The sequence below is a fragment of the Streptomyces xanthophaeus genome (assembly GCF_030440515.1).
Classification (GTDB): Bacteria; Actinomycetota; Actinomycetes; order Streptomycetales; family Streptomycetaceae; genus Streptomyces; species Streptomyces kutzneri.
On record NZ_CP076543.1, the window covers coordinates 7,970,429 to 7,984,221 of the forward strand.

The 13,793-nt window shown below is 72.2% G+C and carries 14 protein-coding genes; 9 read left to right on the forward strand and 5 right to left on the reverse strand.

The window, feature by feature from the left end; genetic code table 11:
* Positions 1-67: 67 nt before the first annotated feature.
* The 3 genes from KO717_RS35975 to KO717_RS35985 all read right to left on the reverse strand — a co-directional run bounded on the left by KO717_RS35975 (position 68) and on the right by KO717_RS35985 (position 2,747).
* Complete coding sequence (locus tag KO717_RS35975) at positions 68-715, reverse strand: hypothetical protein (protein WP_301373932.1); 648 nt, start codon at positions 713-715, stop codon at positions 68-70.
* A 137-nt stretch (positions 716-852) separates the two neighbouring features.
* Positions 853-1,113, reverse strand: coding sequence for a hypothetical protein (locus tag KO717_RS35980; protein ID WP_301373934.1), 261 nt, complete (start codon positions 1,111-1,113; stop codon positions 853-855).
* Positions 1,114-1,334: 221 nt separating this feature from the next.
* Entirely contained in the window at positions 1,335-2,747 is a 1,413-nt protein-coding gene (locus KO717_RS35985) for a lamin tail domain-containing protein (protein ID WP_301373936.1), read from the reverse strand.
* Positions 2,748-3,087: 340 nt separating this feature from the next.
* Between KO717_RS35985 and KO717_RS35990 the strand changes: the two genes are divergently transcribed.
* The 6 genes from KO717_RS35990 to KO717_RS36015 all read left to right on the forward strand — a co-directional run bounded on the left by KO717_RS35990 (position 3,088) and on the right by KO717_RS36015 (position 8,755).
* On the forward strand, positions 3,088-4,101 hold the full coding sequence (locus tag KO717_RS35990; RefSeq protein WP_301373938.1) for an SPFH domain-containing protein: 1,014 nt from the start codon (positions 3,088-3,090) through the stop codon (positions 4,099-4,101).
* Positions 4,098-4,997 carry a hypothetical protein gene (locus KO717_RS35995; protein WP_301373940.1) on the forward strand — a complete coding sequence of 300 codons (900 nt, stop codon included), beginning with the start codon at positions 4,098-4,100 and terminating at the stop codon, positions 4,995-4,997. The genes KO717_RS35990 and KO717_RS35995 overlap by 4 nt, the downstream gene beginning before the upstream one ends.
* Before the next feature lie 665 nt (positions 4,998-5,662).
* Positions 5,663-6,718, forward strand: a complete 1,056-nt coding sequence (locus KO717_RS36000; protein ID WP_301373942.1) for an MBL fold metallo-hydrolase — start codon at positions 5,663-5,665, stop codon at positions 6,716-6,718.
* 128 nt (positions 6,719-6,846) lie between these two features.
* Entirely contained in the window at positions 6,847-7,071 is a 225-nt protein-coding gene (locus KO717_RS36005) for a hypothetical protein (RefSeq protein WP_301373944.1), read from the forward strand.
* Complete coding sequence (locus KO717_RS36010; RefSeq protein ID WP_301373947.1) at positions 7,068-7,673, forward strand: hypothetical protein; 606 nt, start codon at positions 7,068-7,070, stop codon at positions 7,671-7,673. The genes KO717_RS36005 and KO717_RS36010 overlap by 4 nt, the downstream gene beginning before the upstream one ends.
* A gap of 278 nt (positions 7,674-7,951) precedes the next feature.
* On the forward strand, positions 7,952-8,755 hold the full coding sequence (locus KO717_RS36015; RefSeq protein WP_301373949.1) for a trypsin-like serine peptidase: 804 nt from the start codon (positions 7,952-7,954) through the stop codon (positions 8,753-8,755).
* 93 nt (positions 8,756-8,848) lie between these two features.
* On the opposite strand, the gene KO717_RS36020 is transcribed toward KO717_RS36015, so the two are convergent.
* Positions 8,849-9,289 (reverse strand): VOC family protein, encoded by a 441-nt coding sequence (locus KO717_RS36020; RefSeq protein ID WP_301373951.1) that lies wholly within the window; start codon positions 9,287-9,289, stop codon positions 8,849-8,851.
* 232 nt (positions 9,290-9,521) lie between these two features.
* Positions 9,522-11,090, reverse strand: coding sequence for an MFS transporter (locus KO717_RS36025; RefSeq protein ID WP_301373952.1), 1,569 nt, complete (start codon positions 11,088-11,090; stop codon positions 9,522-9,524).
* Between the two features lie 59 nt (positions 11,091-11,149).
* Between KO717_RS36025 and KO717_RS36030 the strand changes: the two genes are divergently transcribed.
* From KO717_RS36030 to KO717_RS36040, 3 genes are all read left to right on the forward strand, one after another.
* Complete coding sequence (locus KO717_RS36030; protein ID WP_301373953.1) at positions 11,150-11,677, forward strand: winged helix-turn-helix transcriptional regulator; 528 nt, start codon at positions 11,150-11,152, stop codon at positions 11,675-11,677.
* A gap of 134 nt (positions 11,678-11,811) precedes the next feature.
* Positions 11,812-12,786, forward strand: a complete 975-nt coding sequence (locus tag KO717_RS36035; protein ID WP_301373954.1) for a MerR family transcriptional regulator — start codon at positions 11,812-11,814, stop codon at positions 12,784-12,786.
* A 160-nt stretch (positions 12,787-12,946) separates the two neighbouring features.
* On the forward strand, positions 12,947-13,600 hold the full coding sequence (locus KO717_RS36040) for a DinB family protein (protein ID WP_301373955.1): 654 nt from the start codon (positions 12,947-12,949) through the stop codon (positions 13,598-13,600).
* Positions 13,601-13,793 lie beyond the last annotated feature (193 nt).

Here is a 13,793-nt window from a genome sequence, read left to right on the forward strand (position 1 = left end):
AGCGCCGGTGGTGAACGGGCGCGGCGGAGCTCGACGAGGGGCGCAGTGCGCTCGTGCGAGCGGGTACTCAGTCCCGGTGCGTGGCGCGGTCGCTCAACCCGCCCGCGGAGTCGTTCGGTCGGCTGTCGGGGGACAGGAGCGGGTCGTCGAGCTGCACGATCCGGTACCCGGCCCGGCGGCTCGCCGCCTTGGGGGGTCTGCGTCGCCGGCCCGCGCCGGCCTGTACCGAACGCGCCCGCTGGGCCGCCGCGATCAGGGCCCCCACCGGCGGCGCCTCGGCGCGCAGGCGGTTGAACCCGCGCACGGAGATGCCCACGAGGGTCGCCGCGGCCGGCCAGGCGGCCCCTTTGCGGATCGCGTTCAGCATCAGCTGTAACGCGGCCGGGGTGGGCGTCGCCCCAGGGCTCAGCCCGTGTGCCTCGGCCAGTGCGTGCGCGGCGCGGAGCGCCGTGGCGAAGCTGGCGTCGATCTCCAGCCACTCGCACAGGATCCGCTCGGGGACGCCGGCCGCCGCCGCGCACCCGGGGATGGTCAGTCCCTGGGCCGCGCCGCGGAGGGCGTCCGCCATCCGGGCGATCGTTTCCTCCCGCTGACTGGGCGTGCGGCGCAGTGCGTCGCGCAGTGCCCGGTCCATCTCCTCCTGGGAGCTCATCCAGGCCAGTACTTCGTCGGCCCACTCGTCCTGCTGCGCTCGGTCTCGCGCCTTGTCCTGCATCCCCGAACCCCCATTCTTAGGTAAACCTAACCTAATTATGGAGGGGGAGGGGGGATATACGACCGCAGCCGTGGAATTCCCGGGGCACAGCCGGCCGAGGACGGCGCGGTGCGGCCGAGGGGCGGCGGCGGACCGGTTCACGTACCGGACGGCCGCGGTGGCTTCTTCTCCGAGGGCGGGCTCGCCCTCCTCGACCTCGTGCCGGGGGAGTGCCGGAGCCTCTTCGCGGCCGACTGCCGGCGCGAGGTCCGTTGCCGTCTGGTCTTCGTGTGCTCTTCGACCGTGGCGGCGAGGGCCACGGTGATGACGACGGCGATTGCGCAGAGGAGGAGCGCGCCGATCAAGCAGGCGAGCATGAGGGCCGCCGCCCGGGCCAGTTCTTCGTAGGTGAGCGTCACGGGGCTCCTCCGGAACGAGGGTGTGTTGCGCGGGGCGCGGATGCGCGCCCTTTCCGCGTACCGCTTCGCCCGCGCGCCCGCCTGCTCACTTCTCCCTCCCACTCTCGTGGCTCTCCCGCGCGGACACATGAGTACGCGTACTCAAGGCGCCGCGCCGTCCGAACACTGTGCCCCGGCGGAAGACCGCCGGGGCACAGGTGGGTCAGGAGTGGGAGCCGGTGTCAGGGGGTGCAGTCCAGGGTGCCGGCGCGCAGTGCGTGGCCACCGTCGTTGCTGTCGTCGGACCACAGGACCGGCTTGTGGCCCGCGGTGCAGGTGGACTGGGGGGCGATGGCGAAGCCCTCGTTGTTGTAGTCGGGCATGCCCGTGGGCCGGTCGTGGACGGCGGTCGCGGTGAACTTGCCCTGGGCGTCGATGTCGAGAGCCGACGTCTGACCCTGGCAGGTGTCGTCGCACGCCGCCCACAGGCGGCCGGTGGCGGGCTCGAACTCCAGGTCCATCACGCCGGTGAAACCGCTGGCGATGGTGGCGACGCGGGTGTAGCCGCCGCCGGACAGGTTCAGGGCGTAGGCGTGGACGGTGCCGTTGGCCTCCACGCCGGCGAAGAACAGGCCGCTGCCGTGGCCCGGGTAGGAGGCCGGGTCGTAGACGGCGCCGGTGTGCTCGTCACGGAAGCCGTGCGCGGTCAGGAACGAGTCGGGCACCCACGAGATGCCCTCGGGTCCGGCATTGGCCGGCAGGGAGGGCAGGTCGGAGGTGAGGTTCCACTCGGCGGTCGCGTTCAGCGAGGAGGCGCTGGAGGCGGTGTCGTAGCGGAGGATCTTCGGCAGGCTGGTGGAGCCGTTGCCGTTGTCGCGTTCGGTGGCGACGAACAGGCCGTCGGGGGTGAAGACGACGCCCTCGGCGTCGGGGTCGCCGCTGCCGTTCGCGTAGTGCAGGGCCTTGCCCGCTGCCCAGCCGCCGGCCGGGTCGGGACGCCACGTCGTGCCGTCGGGTACGAGCCGGTACAGCTTGCCGGGCCCGTTGTTCACCGCCCAGAGCACGCCGGCGCTCTCGAAGGACAGGCCGCTGAGGTTTTCCCCGAACACGTTGGAGGCGTCCGCGATGGTGACCGCCGAGTTGCCGGGCCACGGTCCATGGGTGGGCCGGCCACCGCCGGAGGTGCCGCAGGCGTTGGCCGCGCCCTTGGTCGCGGTGGTCGTGGTGGTGAACGCGCCGGTGCCGTCCGGGCAGCGGCCGTAGGTAGTGGTCGCGTGGTCGGTCCAGGTGGAGGAATCGACCAGGGTGGTGCCGTCCGCTGTGAACAGCCGCGCGGAGTCGGAGCTGCCCAGGCCGAACGAAGACTCGACGTCCAGTGCGAGGAAGGCACCCGGAGCCAGCGAGGTGTTCCTGGCGACCTTGTAGGAGTGGGAGTTGTCGTTGTCCTTGAGCACCCACTTGGAGATGTCGACCGCGGTGGTCCCGGTGTTGACGAGCTCGATCCAGTCACCGGGGCTGCCGCCGCTGGACTCGACCTCGTTGATCCGTACCGTCGGCTGCGCCTGCGCCGAGGCCGGCGCACCGGACAGGCCGACGGCCAAGGCCGTCAGGGCGACGGCGATGATGTGGGCTTCTCTACGCCAGTTGGTACGCAACGGCCGGTCCTCGTCTCATCCGGTGGGCAGGCGAGCGCGCCCGCGCTCCCGGCGAAGCGTGGGGCACAGTGGCGGCCGCGGGCTGAACACGCCGCGAACAGCACGGGTAGCTCGTAGAACGGGCTCCCCCCGAACGGTCCCGGAGCGCGGTGCGATTCGCCCGGCGCGATCGGAGAGCCAGGCGGTGTCTTGCCGATCCGGTCGGCCGTCCCGCAGGCCGAGACCCGTTCGAGCGGCTTGCGTTGCTGCCGGGCAGTGCCTCCGAAACCCTCTTTTCGTCCTCTTGACGATATAGGTGTGACTCGTTATCGTCGCATTGACGAAATGAAGGGGGTTCGCCATGGCCGACATCACCCGGCGCTTCGGATGGCGCCATCTGCGCTCCGCGCCCACCGCCCACATCCGCCACCACAAGCGCGGCCGGATCGTCCACGACGGGCGGGGGCTCAGTTTCTGGTACCGGTCGCTGTCGGCGGCGCTCTCCGAAGTGCCGGTCGACGACCGGGAGCTGGCCATGGCGTTCCACGCCCGTACGTCCGACTTCCAGGACGTCGCCGTGCAGGCCACCGTCACCTACCGGATCAGCGACCCGGCCGAGGCCGCCGACCGGCTCGACTTCTCCGTCGACCCGGACACCGGGAGCTGGCGCGGCGCTCCCTTGGAGCAGATCGCCACTCTCCTCACCGAGACCGCGCAGCAGCACACGCTGGACGTACTGGCCCGGACTCCGCTGGCCGTCGCCCTGGTGGACGGCGTCGCCTCCGTGCGGGGGCGGGTCGCCGCCGGTCTCGCCGCCGAGCCCAGGCTCCCGGCCACCGGCATCGATGTGGTGGCCGTGCGGGTCGTGGCGATCCGCCCCGAGGCCGAGGTGGAGCGCGCCCTGCGCACCCCGGCCCGCGAGCAGATCCAGCAGGAGGCGGACCGGGCCACGTACGAACGGCGGGCCGTCGCCGTCGAGCGTGAGCGTGCCATCGCCGAGAACGAGCTGGCCAGTCAGATCGAACTGGCCAGGCGCGAGGCGCAGTTGATCGACCAGCGCGGCATCAACGCCCGCCGCGAGGCGGAGGAGAAGGCGGCGGCGGACGGCGTACGCACCGAGACCGAGGCGGCCCGCAAGGTCCGCCTGGCCCGCGCGGACGCCGAGGCGGCGCGCGAGACGGGCGCGGCGCGCGCCGAGGCTCAGGCTGCCTGGCTGCGCGTGCACGAGGAAGCCGCCCCGGGCACGCTGCACGCCCTGGCGGTGACCCGGCTGGCGGAGAACCTGCCGCGGATCGAGAGCGTCACGCTTTCTCCCGACGTCCTCACCGGGCTCCTCACCAGGCTCGGACGTCCGGAAGGCGGCGCGGGAGCGTGAGCCTGGCCCCGCGGGCGGTGCTCGTGCACCGCAGGACCGAGTACGAGGAACTGCTCGCCCGGCACGGCACGCACGGGCAGGCCGCGTTCTTCCTTTCCAGCCGGGGCCGGTCGATCGACGAGGTGGTCCGCCGCCACGAGCGCACGCGGCAGGCGCTGCGGGAGGTGGCGGCGGCGGTGCCGCTCACCTGGCGCAGCTCCCGGGTGGAGCGGGCCGACCTGGACCGCTTCCTGTTCGCCCCGGAGGACGTGGTGGTCGTGGTCGGCCAGGACGGCCTGGTCGCCAACACCGCGAAGTACCTGAGCGGACAGCCGGTGGTGGGCATCGACACCGACCCGGGGCGCAACCCGGGGGTCCTGGTCCGGCACCGTTACGCCGACACGGCCGCCCTGCTGCGTGCGGCGACCGCCGCCGGCAGCCGGGCGGAGGAGCTGACCATGGTCGAGGCCGTCGCCGACGACACCCAGCGCCTTCTCGCGCTGAACGAGATCTACCTGGGCTCGCCCGGTCACCAGACGGCCCGCTACCGGCTGGGCTCCGGCAGCGACCAGGGCCCGGGCGAGGCCCAGGCGTCCTCCGGGGTGCTGGTGGGCACCGGCACGGGCGCCACCGGCTGGCTGCGTTCCCTGTGGCTGGAGCGCGGCAGCCATGCGGGGCTGCCCGCACCCGGCGACCGGCGGCTCCTGTGGTTCGTGCGTGAGGCCTGGCCCTCTCCCGCGACCGGAACGACGAAGGTCGCCGGTGAGCTGGTGCGGGGACAGGAGCTGCGCCTGACCGTGGAGTCGGACCGGATCGTGGTCTTCGGCGACGGAATGGAGAGCGACGCCCTGGAGCTGACCTGGGGTCAGAGCGTACGGCTGGGCATCGCGGAAACGTCGCTGCGCCTGGTGACGTGAGCGCCCGGGCCGCGAACGCCGGGAAGGCTCTCGCCCCTGACCGGACAGGAAGGAGAGGGGCAGGGCCGACGCCTGGGATGTGCACAGCCGGGTGCGCCTCCCCGCCCCGGGGCGATCGCCGAGCGGCTCGCCGTCAGCAACGGGTTGGAGCATGTAGGGAGCTGCGATCGGGCATCCTGTGACCGCTTCGCACGCTGCGGATGTTGCCCACCGGGAAAGCCCCCGAGTTCGCGTGCTGAGGCGCAGGCCCCACCGGCCTCCTCGACCCGCTGAATCACCGAGGCGTCCGGCGGTGGGTGGAGCTCGGCCGGCCGGGCGTCGACAGGTACGGCCTGACCATGGCATCGGGAGGCGCGGCGCGGTGCCGCGCCGGGAACCACGGCGACGGCGGGCCCGTACAGCCAGGCCGACGGCTACGCCCACGGCGAGGCCGCCCGCAAGCTCCGCGATCGAGCCGGTGATCACACCGCTCGGCAGCTCGGCAGCTCGGCGCGTTCTCGTCCTCTCCGCCGGTTGCCCGAAGCCCACGTGCCCCGAGGGTGCGGTCGACGGGACATCGCGCGGGGCGGTGGCCGTGCGGCGTACGCCCGACGGCGGGAGACTGGTGTTCTCGGCAGCTTGGAGCAGCGGCTCCGGCCGCCCCCGGCCAGACGGCGGGAGGACCCATGACGGCGCTCGGCGACCTGGTCGAGATCGACGACAGGACCGTGCTGGTCCTCGGCCGGGAACTGGATCTCGCGCACGGTCAGGCGGACGTCGCCAACGCCCTGGTGCACCGGGCCGGCGACACCCTGGTGCTCGTCGACACCGGCGTCACCCCGGCCTTCCGAGCGGCGTTGCGGGCGGCGGCCGACAGCGTCGGACCCTGGTCCCGGGCGCTGCTGCTGACCACGCACGGTCATCCCGACCACGTCGGCAACAACGACCTGGCCGACGAGCTGGGCGTGCCCGTCGAGCACGGTGTTCCCGCCCCTGACCTGGACCAGATGCGGGACCCGGAGTCCTACTGGGTGCGGTCCTTCGAGCGCATCGCCTGGGCGGCGCCGCTACCGGCGCCCGAACTGGCAGCCAAGGTGATGTCGCTCTTCACACCGATGCGGCCCTTCTCCGTGGCGACCCGGACCTACGAGGAGCGGCCGCCGGAGCCGATCCGGATCGGCTCGCTGCGGTTCTCCGGCTGGACCTTCGCCGACGGCGCGGTCCGGGTGCTGCGCAGCCAGGGCCACTGCGCCGGGCACGTGATCGTGCACCTGAGGGACTGCGGCGTCCTCCACCTCTCCGACGAGGGCAACGGCCCCTGCGGTGCGATGGTCGACGCCGACCAGCTCAAGATCCAGACCGTGCTCGGCGCCGTCGCCGGCCTCTTCGAGCAGGAGGAAGCCGCGATCCTCACCGACGGGCACACCTTCGCCGTGCGCCGTGGCCCCGAGGCGGTGCTCCAACTGGACGGGCTGCTGGCGCAGGCCACCGCCCTGCAGGAGGCGGCACTCGGGCTCACCGGCGGGAGCGAGCGGATCCGCCCGAGCGCGTTCACCACCCGCTTCGCACAGGTCATCGCCGAGCTCGGTTCGGGCGGCGCGAACCCGAACGAGATGTTCACCGCCATGATGGCGCTCAACCAGCTCCGTGAGCTGGGCCTTCGCCCGGAGCCGGCCGGCGACGCGGACGCCGACGCACCCTGGTCCCGGCCCGCACTCCGAAACCCGACGCAGCCCCGGTAACGGCAGTGCGCGGGTGTCAAGGAACTCTTGACAATCAGGCCGCGTCAAGGTTTCCTTGACGCATGTTGATCTTGAATTCGAAGGTCCGGCGCAGGGACTCCATCCCTGCCACCGCATCCACCACATCCATGGCTGCCATGCTGCCGCTCGCCGTGAGTCTGCCGGCCGTGACGGTGATGTTCGGCGACCGGCTCGGCACCTTTGTCACCGTCGCCCTGATCGTCGTGGGCCTCGCACTCATCGCCGGCACGGCCGGCCTGGCCGCCCGGTCGGCAGCCCACTCCGCCGAACAGGCGCGCCGCGACGAGGCGGTCCTCGACGCCCTCGAACCCCTTGCCGGACTGCGCCGATGAGTGACGAACCACTGCTCCACCCGGTGGAGATGGACCGGATCCGGGAAGGGATCGCCGCAGCCGTCCTCGGCGCCCCCGAAGGGCTTGCCGAGTCGCTCGAACACGACGCCCACGGCTACCTGCGCCTGGTGGACGCCTCGCGCGTCGGCGCCGAGGAGGCGAGCCGGCTGCTGCGCGAGGCCGTCCAGGGCGCCAGGGCCGCCGGCCACAGCTGGGACACGGTGGGCCGGGTCCTCGGGGTGAGCCGTCAAGCCGCCCAGCAGCGCTTCTCGGGCAAGGCCGCGGGCGCGGCCCCTTCGGCACCGTCCACCGGGGCGCCGAACGCCCCCAAACGCCGCACACTCAGCGGGCTGACCGCGTTCAACGAGATGGCGGCCCTGGAGGAAGCCGGCCGTGACGGCTGGCACATGGTCGGCTACGGCCCCTTCTTCCATGAGGTGGAAGCGTCCGGCCACCCCTGGGAACACTGCCGGGTCACGCTCCCCTCCCTCGCCCGGCACCGGCGGCTGGAATCAGAAGGATGGATCCCGGTCGGCGCGGGATGGTTCCCGTGGCGGTACTACAAGCGGCCCGTCGCCCCCGGCACCGAAGCCGCTACCTGAGGGGTGTCTTGCCGATCAGGCCCGGCCGTGGGGACGGCCTCTCGAAACCGTCCCCGTTGCGACGGCCGGCCGGCGCTGCCGTAAGCTCCCCGCGGTGATCAACCCCGTATGCGGACGGTTGAACCACGACCGGGAAGGGCACGGCGCCCCGATACGCCCGGAGACGAACGAGAGCCGGGATCGAGGGTGCCAGGACCATGAGGGACGCACGCGGCAGATGGGGAGCCGCAAGCGCGGTCGCTCTCGTCCTGTCGGGGACCACGGGCTGTGGCGCGGCCATGACGGCCGGACATGACGGCCCGCCGCCCGCCGACATACGCACCGTGGTGCACGACGATGCCGGCGCCGGGAGCGAACGCATCGCGGCCGAGGACCATTGGGTCGGTGGCGGCATGGCGGCCGTGGCCCGCACGGACGCCAAGGATGATCTGGTCCAGCCCGCCTGGACCGGCGGGGGCTCGATCGCCCGTACGGTCGGCCGGCTGTACGCCTCGGGCGCGGACGGCGGCTCCGGTGCCTGCACCGCGACCGTCGTCGGCATCCGCACCGTGATCACCGCGGCGCACTGTGTCAGGACAACGGTCGAAGGGGCTCCGGCGCGCGCGGCCACCTGGGACCGGGGCCTCTACTTCGTCCCGGGCTATCAGGAGGGGGCGGGGCCTCACGGTGGCTTCACCGTGCGCCGGGTGAGGATGGCCGAGGACTGGCAGAAGGACGGCCAGGACGTGGCGGTGCTGGAAATGAACCCCGGCCCCGACGGGCGGAACATCTCCGAGGTGACCGGCGCCCAACCCATCTCGTTCACCGCGCGACCGAGCGTGCCGACGCACTTCTTCGGCTACCCGTACACCGACCGCATGCTGCACTGTTCGGGCGTCACCGCATGGGCGGCCGGCACGACCCTGCTGCGTGTCCCCTGCGTGATGGGGAGGGGTTCGAGTGGCGGCCCCTACGTCTCGGGCGATGTCGCGGGGGAGGGCGTCGTCGTCGCGGTGAACATCAGCAGTGACGGGGACGCGAGCTACGGCACGGCACTCGGCGCCTTCGCGCAGAGCCTCTACCAGCAGTCCGAGCACGGCTGACGAAGCCGTGGGCAACGGTCGGGGCCGGCGGGACCGGGCGTCGCCGACACAGGCGAGGCCACCTGCTGGTGTGGAAGCCTCCGGCGGCCTGGTTCAGCGCAGTTGCTCGGCCAGTCCGACGATGATGCCCTCCGGGCCGCGGACGTAGCAGAGCAGATAGCTGTCCTCGAACCGCGCGATCTCGCCGACGAGTTCGGCGCCGTGAGGGCGCAGGCGGGCAACGGTGTCCTCGATGTCGTCGACGGCGAACATGACTCGGTGCGTGCCCAGAATGTTGTGCGGCCGGTTGCGCGGCCCGGCGCTCATCGCCTTGGGGCTGCGGTACCTCGCCAGCTCGAGCCGGCTGTGACCGTCCGGGGTCCGGACCATCGCGATGTCACAGTGGACGCCGGCGAGTCCGGTGCACTGGTCGGCGACGGGGCCCTCGACCTCCGCCCTGCCCTCCAGCTCCATACCGAGTTCCACGAAGAATGCGACGGCGGCGTCCAAGTCCTCGACGACGATGCCCACGTTGTCCATCCGCTGAATCGCCACGCCGGTAACTCCTTCTTCCTCGTACGGCCGGTGGTGGCCGCTGGTATCCCTGGGACGGAGCCGGTGGCGCGTTCTCGACATCCTCGGACCGCAGAACCCAGGAAGAAGGTCAGCCGCCGCCCGCCGCCCGCCGCCCGCCGCCCGCCGCCCGCCGCCGCCCGCGTCCCTGCTCTCTCCATGCTTCCCCGACGATGCGTACCGTGCGTGCTCGCGCAGGGCGCCTCCCCGGCATTCACGGTCCCGGGTCACCCTTTCGGCGGGTGGAGTCCCCTGCGAGCCGGGTGCCGCGCCGACCCCGGAGGGACCGCGCGGCGGCGACGATCGACGTCCCGTCCGTCCCCCGACGGAGGGGACTCGCTTCTCGGACCGTGCCGACCTCCGCGGCCTCTGCGACGTCGGCCGCTTTCGTGGCGGCCGGTCGCGGCTTGCGGACGAGCGGGACCGTCGCGCACGCGGCGAGCAGGGACGCCACGGCGACCGCGTACCAGGCGTGCCGGAACGCGGCGACAGCGTGTCCGGGGGCCGGGGCGCCGAGGATGCCGACCAGGATCGCGACGCCGAGGACCGCGCCGATCTGGCGGCCCATCGAGGTGATGGCCGAGCCGGTGGCGAAGCGGGCCGGTGGCAGGGCGGCCGCCGACGCCCCGGTCAGGACCGGGAGGGTCATGCCCACGCCGAGGCCGGTGAGCATCATGCCGGGGAGGAGCGAGGCTGCGTAGGCCGAGCCCGTGTCGAGCGTCGCGGCCCACCACAGGATGCCGGCCGCGAACAGGACCGTTCCCGCCAGAGCGATGCGGCCCGCACCGAATCTGGCGACGGCGGGTCCGATCCGCAGCGCGACCGGCGGCACCAGCAAGGGTCCCGGCGCGATGGCGAGGCCGGTGCGCAGGGCCGAGTAGCCCCACACGCCCTGGCACCACAGCACCGCGCCGAGCAGCATTCCGGCGAACGCGACGGTGAACAGCGTCAGGGCGGCCGCGGCGGACGCGAACGCCGGAACCCGGAGCAGCGGCAGCTCGACGATCGGCACGGGGTGACGGGCCGAGCGCAGGACGAACCAGACACCGAGCAGCACCGCGGCAGCCAGGCCGCCGAGGGTGCCCGTGCTCGTCCAACCCCGGTCAGGGGCCTTGACCAGGCCGAGCGCGAGCGTTGCGATCGATCCGGTGAGAAGGGCGGCGCCGAACAGGTCGGGCAGCGGACTCTTCTCCGTACCGGCGCGTCCGGGCGACGGCAGCACCTTGACACCGAGCGCGAACGCCGCGATCCCCACCGGCACGTTGACGATGAACGCCCAGTGCCATCCGGCCTCGGCCAGCAGTCCGCCGGCCACGGGCCCGAGTCCGGCGGCGATCCCTCCGATCGAGGCCCAGGCCCGTACCGCCCCGGCGCGCTTCTCGGGTGCCGTCGTGTCGAGCAGCAGCGCGAGCGACGTCGGTATCAGCAGCGCAGCGCCGGCGGCCTGTACGAGCCGCGCCGCGACCAGCGTTCCGACGCCGGGAGCGAGTGCGCAGCCGGCCGAGGCGAGGGTGAACACCGCCAAGCCGGTCAGGAAGACCGGCTTGTGGCCGGAGCGGTCGGCGACGCGGCCGGCGACCACGAGGAGTGCGGCGAAGACGATCGCGTAGCCGTTGAGGACCCAGGAGAGGGAGCCGAGGCCGCTGCCGCCGAACGAGCGGCCGATCGCGGGGAGGGCCACGTTGACGATGAACAGGTCGAGGTTCGACATGAAGACCGCGGCCGCGACCGTCGCGAACACGGCCCGGGACACCCGGAGTGGGTTTGAAATTCCAACTGTCATGGACCGGAGGCTAGTCGGGTGGGTTTGAAAACACAACGGACTCGGGAGAGGATGGGGGCGTGACCTCGAACAGGAACCCGGGCGAGAACGCGGTCCCGCACCCCGAAGTGCCCGGTCGGCCGTGCTCCGCGGCCGCCGCGCTGCAACTCGTCGGCGAACGCTGGGCCCTCCTGGCGATCCGCGAGATCTTCTACGGCAACCGGCGCTTCGACCGGATCATCCGCAACACCGGCGCCCCCCGCGACCGCCTCGCCGCCAGACTGCGCGCACTGGAAGAGGCGGGCGTGGTCGAGCGCCGCGCCTACAGCGAGCGCCCCGCCCGCTTCGAATACCACCTGACGGAGGCCGGACGCGATCTCGCACCCGTGATGCACGCGCTGCTGGCCTGGGGTGATCGCTGGGCGGTGGACACTCCGCCGGTCGCCTTCCGGCATCGCGGGGGACCCGGCTCCGGCCACGGCTCCGAGCACGACCTCGATCTGACGTCGACGTGCCGGACCTGCGGTGAGGAGGTCGAGTCGGGAAGTCTCACGATCGACGTACGGGCGCCCGGGTGGGATCGGGCCGGGCCGATCGAAGGCTCCTGAACTCAGGGTTCTGGCTTCGGCCGGATGGCCTGTACCTGGATGACCGGATCCAAGGGCGGCGGAGTGCACAAGACGCAGGAAGGCGCAGGGGAGGTCTTGAGTCTCCAGTGACTGGAGACAGCAGAGTGGGGGACATGGACGTTACGACCCTCTACTCGATCGGGGAGCTCTCCCGACGGACCGGCCTGCCCGTGAGGACCATCCGGTTCTACTCCGATGCGGGGGTGGTGGCGCCGACCACACGAAGTCCCGCCGGTTATCGGCTCTACGACGTCGACGCACTGCTTCGTCTGGAACTCCTGCGCACACTGCGTGAGCTGGGCATGGACCTGGCCACGGTTCGACGGGTGCTGGACCGGGAGCTCTCCGTGGCGGACGTCGCCGCGGCGCACGCCGACGCTCTGGACGTCCAGATCCGGGTGCTGCACCTGCGCCGGAGCGTCCTGCGAGCCGTGGCCGAAGGCGGGTCCGGCCCCGAGGAGACGAAACGCATGCACAGGCTCACGCAGTTGTCCGGCGAGGAACGCCGACGGTTGATCGACGATTTCGTGGAGGGCACCTTCGGCACATCGGATGCCGCCCCGGCCGCGGTGGCCATGGTTCGTGCTGCCACCCCCGACCTCCCGGACGACCCCTCCAGCGAGCAGGTCGAGGCATGGGCGGAACTCGCCGAGCTGGTCGGCGACGAGGACTTCCGTGCCCGGATGCGGCGGACGGCCGTGTACCAGGCCACCGGGCGAACGCTCGACATCGAGAGCGAGGCCGGCGAGGAACTGATGGACCTCACCCGTCAGAAAGTCTCCGAGGCCCAGGAGTCGGGCATCGACCCGCTCGGTGACAGGGGTGCACGCATCGTCGACGACCTCGTGCACCGTTTCGCCGCGGTGTTCGCACGCACCCCGGACACGGAGTTCCGGGACTGGATGGCCGAGCAGTTCGAAGAGGCACACGACCCCCGGGTGGACCGGTACTGGCGGCTGGTGTGGATCGTCAACGGCTGGCAGGTGGTACCGAGCCTGGTGCCGATGTACCCCTGGCTCATCCGCGCCCTGCGAAATGGCCATGAAGTGCACTCACCGACCTGGAAGCTGCCCCGGTCCCCTGCATGAGCGCCGCAGCCACGCGTACGGTTGCCCGGGCGGCGAGCCGGGTGGCGGTGACGGTTCGACTGCCCACAGAAGTCCGGGACTTGCGAGCCACATCGCCCGCCGCGGCCGTCGCAGGGCAGGAGCGCATCGGCCCGGTTTCGCCGGCTTGTAGGCTCCTCGAATGCCACAGTCCACAGAACCGCACATGCCGGTGTCGGGGAAAGACGTACGCCGGGCCGTCGCCCACTGCCTCGACGCCCTCGAAGGCATTCCCGCAGGCCAATGGCACGACCGCGCCGGAGGCCTGGAGTGGACGCGCTGGGAGACCCTTGAACACCTCGCGGACGACCTGCTCACCTACGCGCTGCGGTTCGGGCTCGCGGAACCCATGGGAGTGCCGCGCGTTCCGCTGCGCGTTTCCCGTGATCGGTCCGACGGCCCGGCCAACGTCATCTTCGGAGACCGTGACGCGGGGCCGGAGGGACTCCTGACCGTCGTGGAGGCCTGCGGCGGACTGCTCGCCAGCGCCGTGGACACCGCGGCCGCAACCACCTTGGCCCCACACGTCTTCGGAGCCTCCGACCCGGAGGGTTTTGCGGCCATGGGTGTCGTCGAGACCGTGGTCCACACCCACGACATCACCCAGGGCCTGGGCCGTGACCGGGAGCCCCCGCAGGACCTGTGCGAGCGGGCCCTCGGGCGTCTGTTCCCCGACGTGCCCGCCATCGGCACTCCGTGGTCGACCTTGCTGTGGGCCACCGGACGCATCGAGATGCCCGATCGCCCACGCCGGACCAACTGGCGCTGGTACGGCTCGCCGCGCGGCAGCAGCTAGCTCGAACGGCGCCTCAGCGCGCGGGGCGTAGGTGACGGTGTTCCTGCCGGCGGTCCGGGCGAGAGGAGTGTGCCAGGCCGGGAAATGATGCAGAAACGCTGCATGTTGCCCCTGGGGCGCCCGCCCCGGGAGGGTGGGTTCCCTCGCGGGGGAGCCGTTCACCGGCTCCCCGGACCACCGCACCCGTTCCAGG

Coding starts and splice junctions, on each gene's coding strand:
- KO717_RS35975 (WP_301373932.1), bottom strand. CDS start 715: ATGCAGGACAAGGCGCGAGACCGAGCGCAGCAGGACGAGTGGGCCGAC.
- KO717_RS35990 (WP_301373938.1), top strand. CDS start 3,088: ATGGCCGACATCACCCGGCGCTTCGGATGGCGCCATCTGCGCTCCGCG.
- KO717_RS36000 (WP_301373942.1), top strand. CDS start 5,663: ATGACGGCGCTCGGCGACCTGGTCGAGATCGACGACAGGACCGTGCTG.
- KO717_RS36005 (WP_301373944.1), top strand. CDS start 6,847: ATGGCTGCCATGCTGCCGCTCGCCGTGAGTCTGCCGGCCGTGACGGTG.
- KO717_RS36010 (WP_301373947.1), top strand. CDS start 7,068: ATGAGTGACGAACCACTGCTCCACCCGGTGGAGATGGACCGGATCCGG.
- KO717_RS36015 (WP_301373949.1), top strand. CDS start 7,952: ATGACGGCCGGACATGACGGCCCGCCGCCCGCCGACATACGCACCGTG.
- KO717_RS36025 (WP_301373952.1), bottom strand. CDS start 11,090: ATGACAGTTGGAATTTCAAACCCACTCCGGGTGTCCCGGGCCGTGTTC.
- KO717_RS36035 (WP_301373954.1), top strand. CDS start 11,812: ATGGACGTTACGACCCTCTACTCGATCGGGGAGCTCTCCCGACGGACC.
- KO717_RS36040 (WP_301373955.1), top strand. CDS start 12,947: ATGCCACAGTCCACAGAACCGCACATGCCGGTGTCGGGGAAAGACGTA.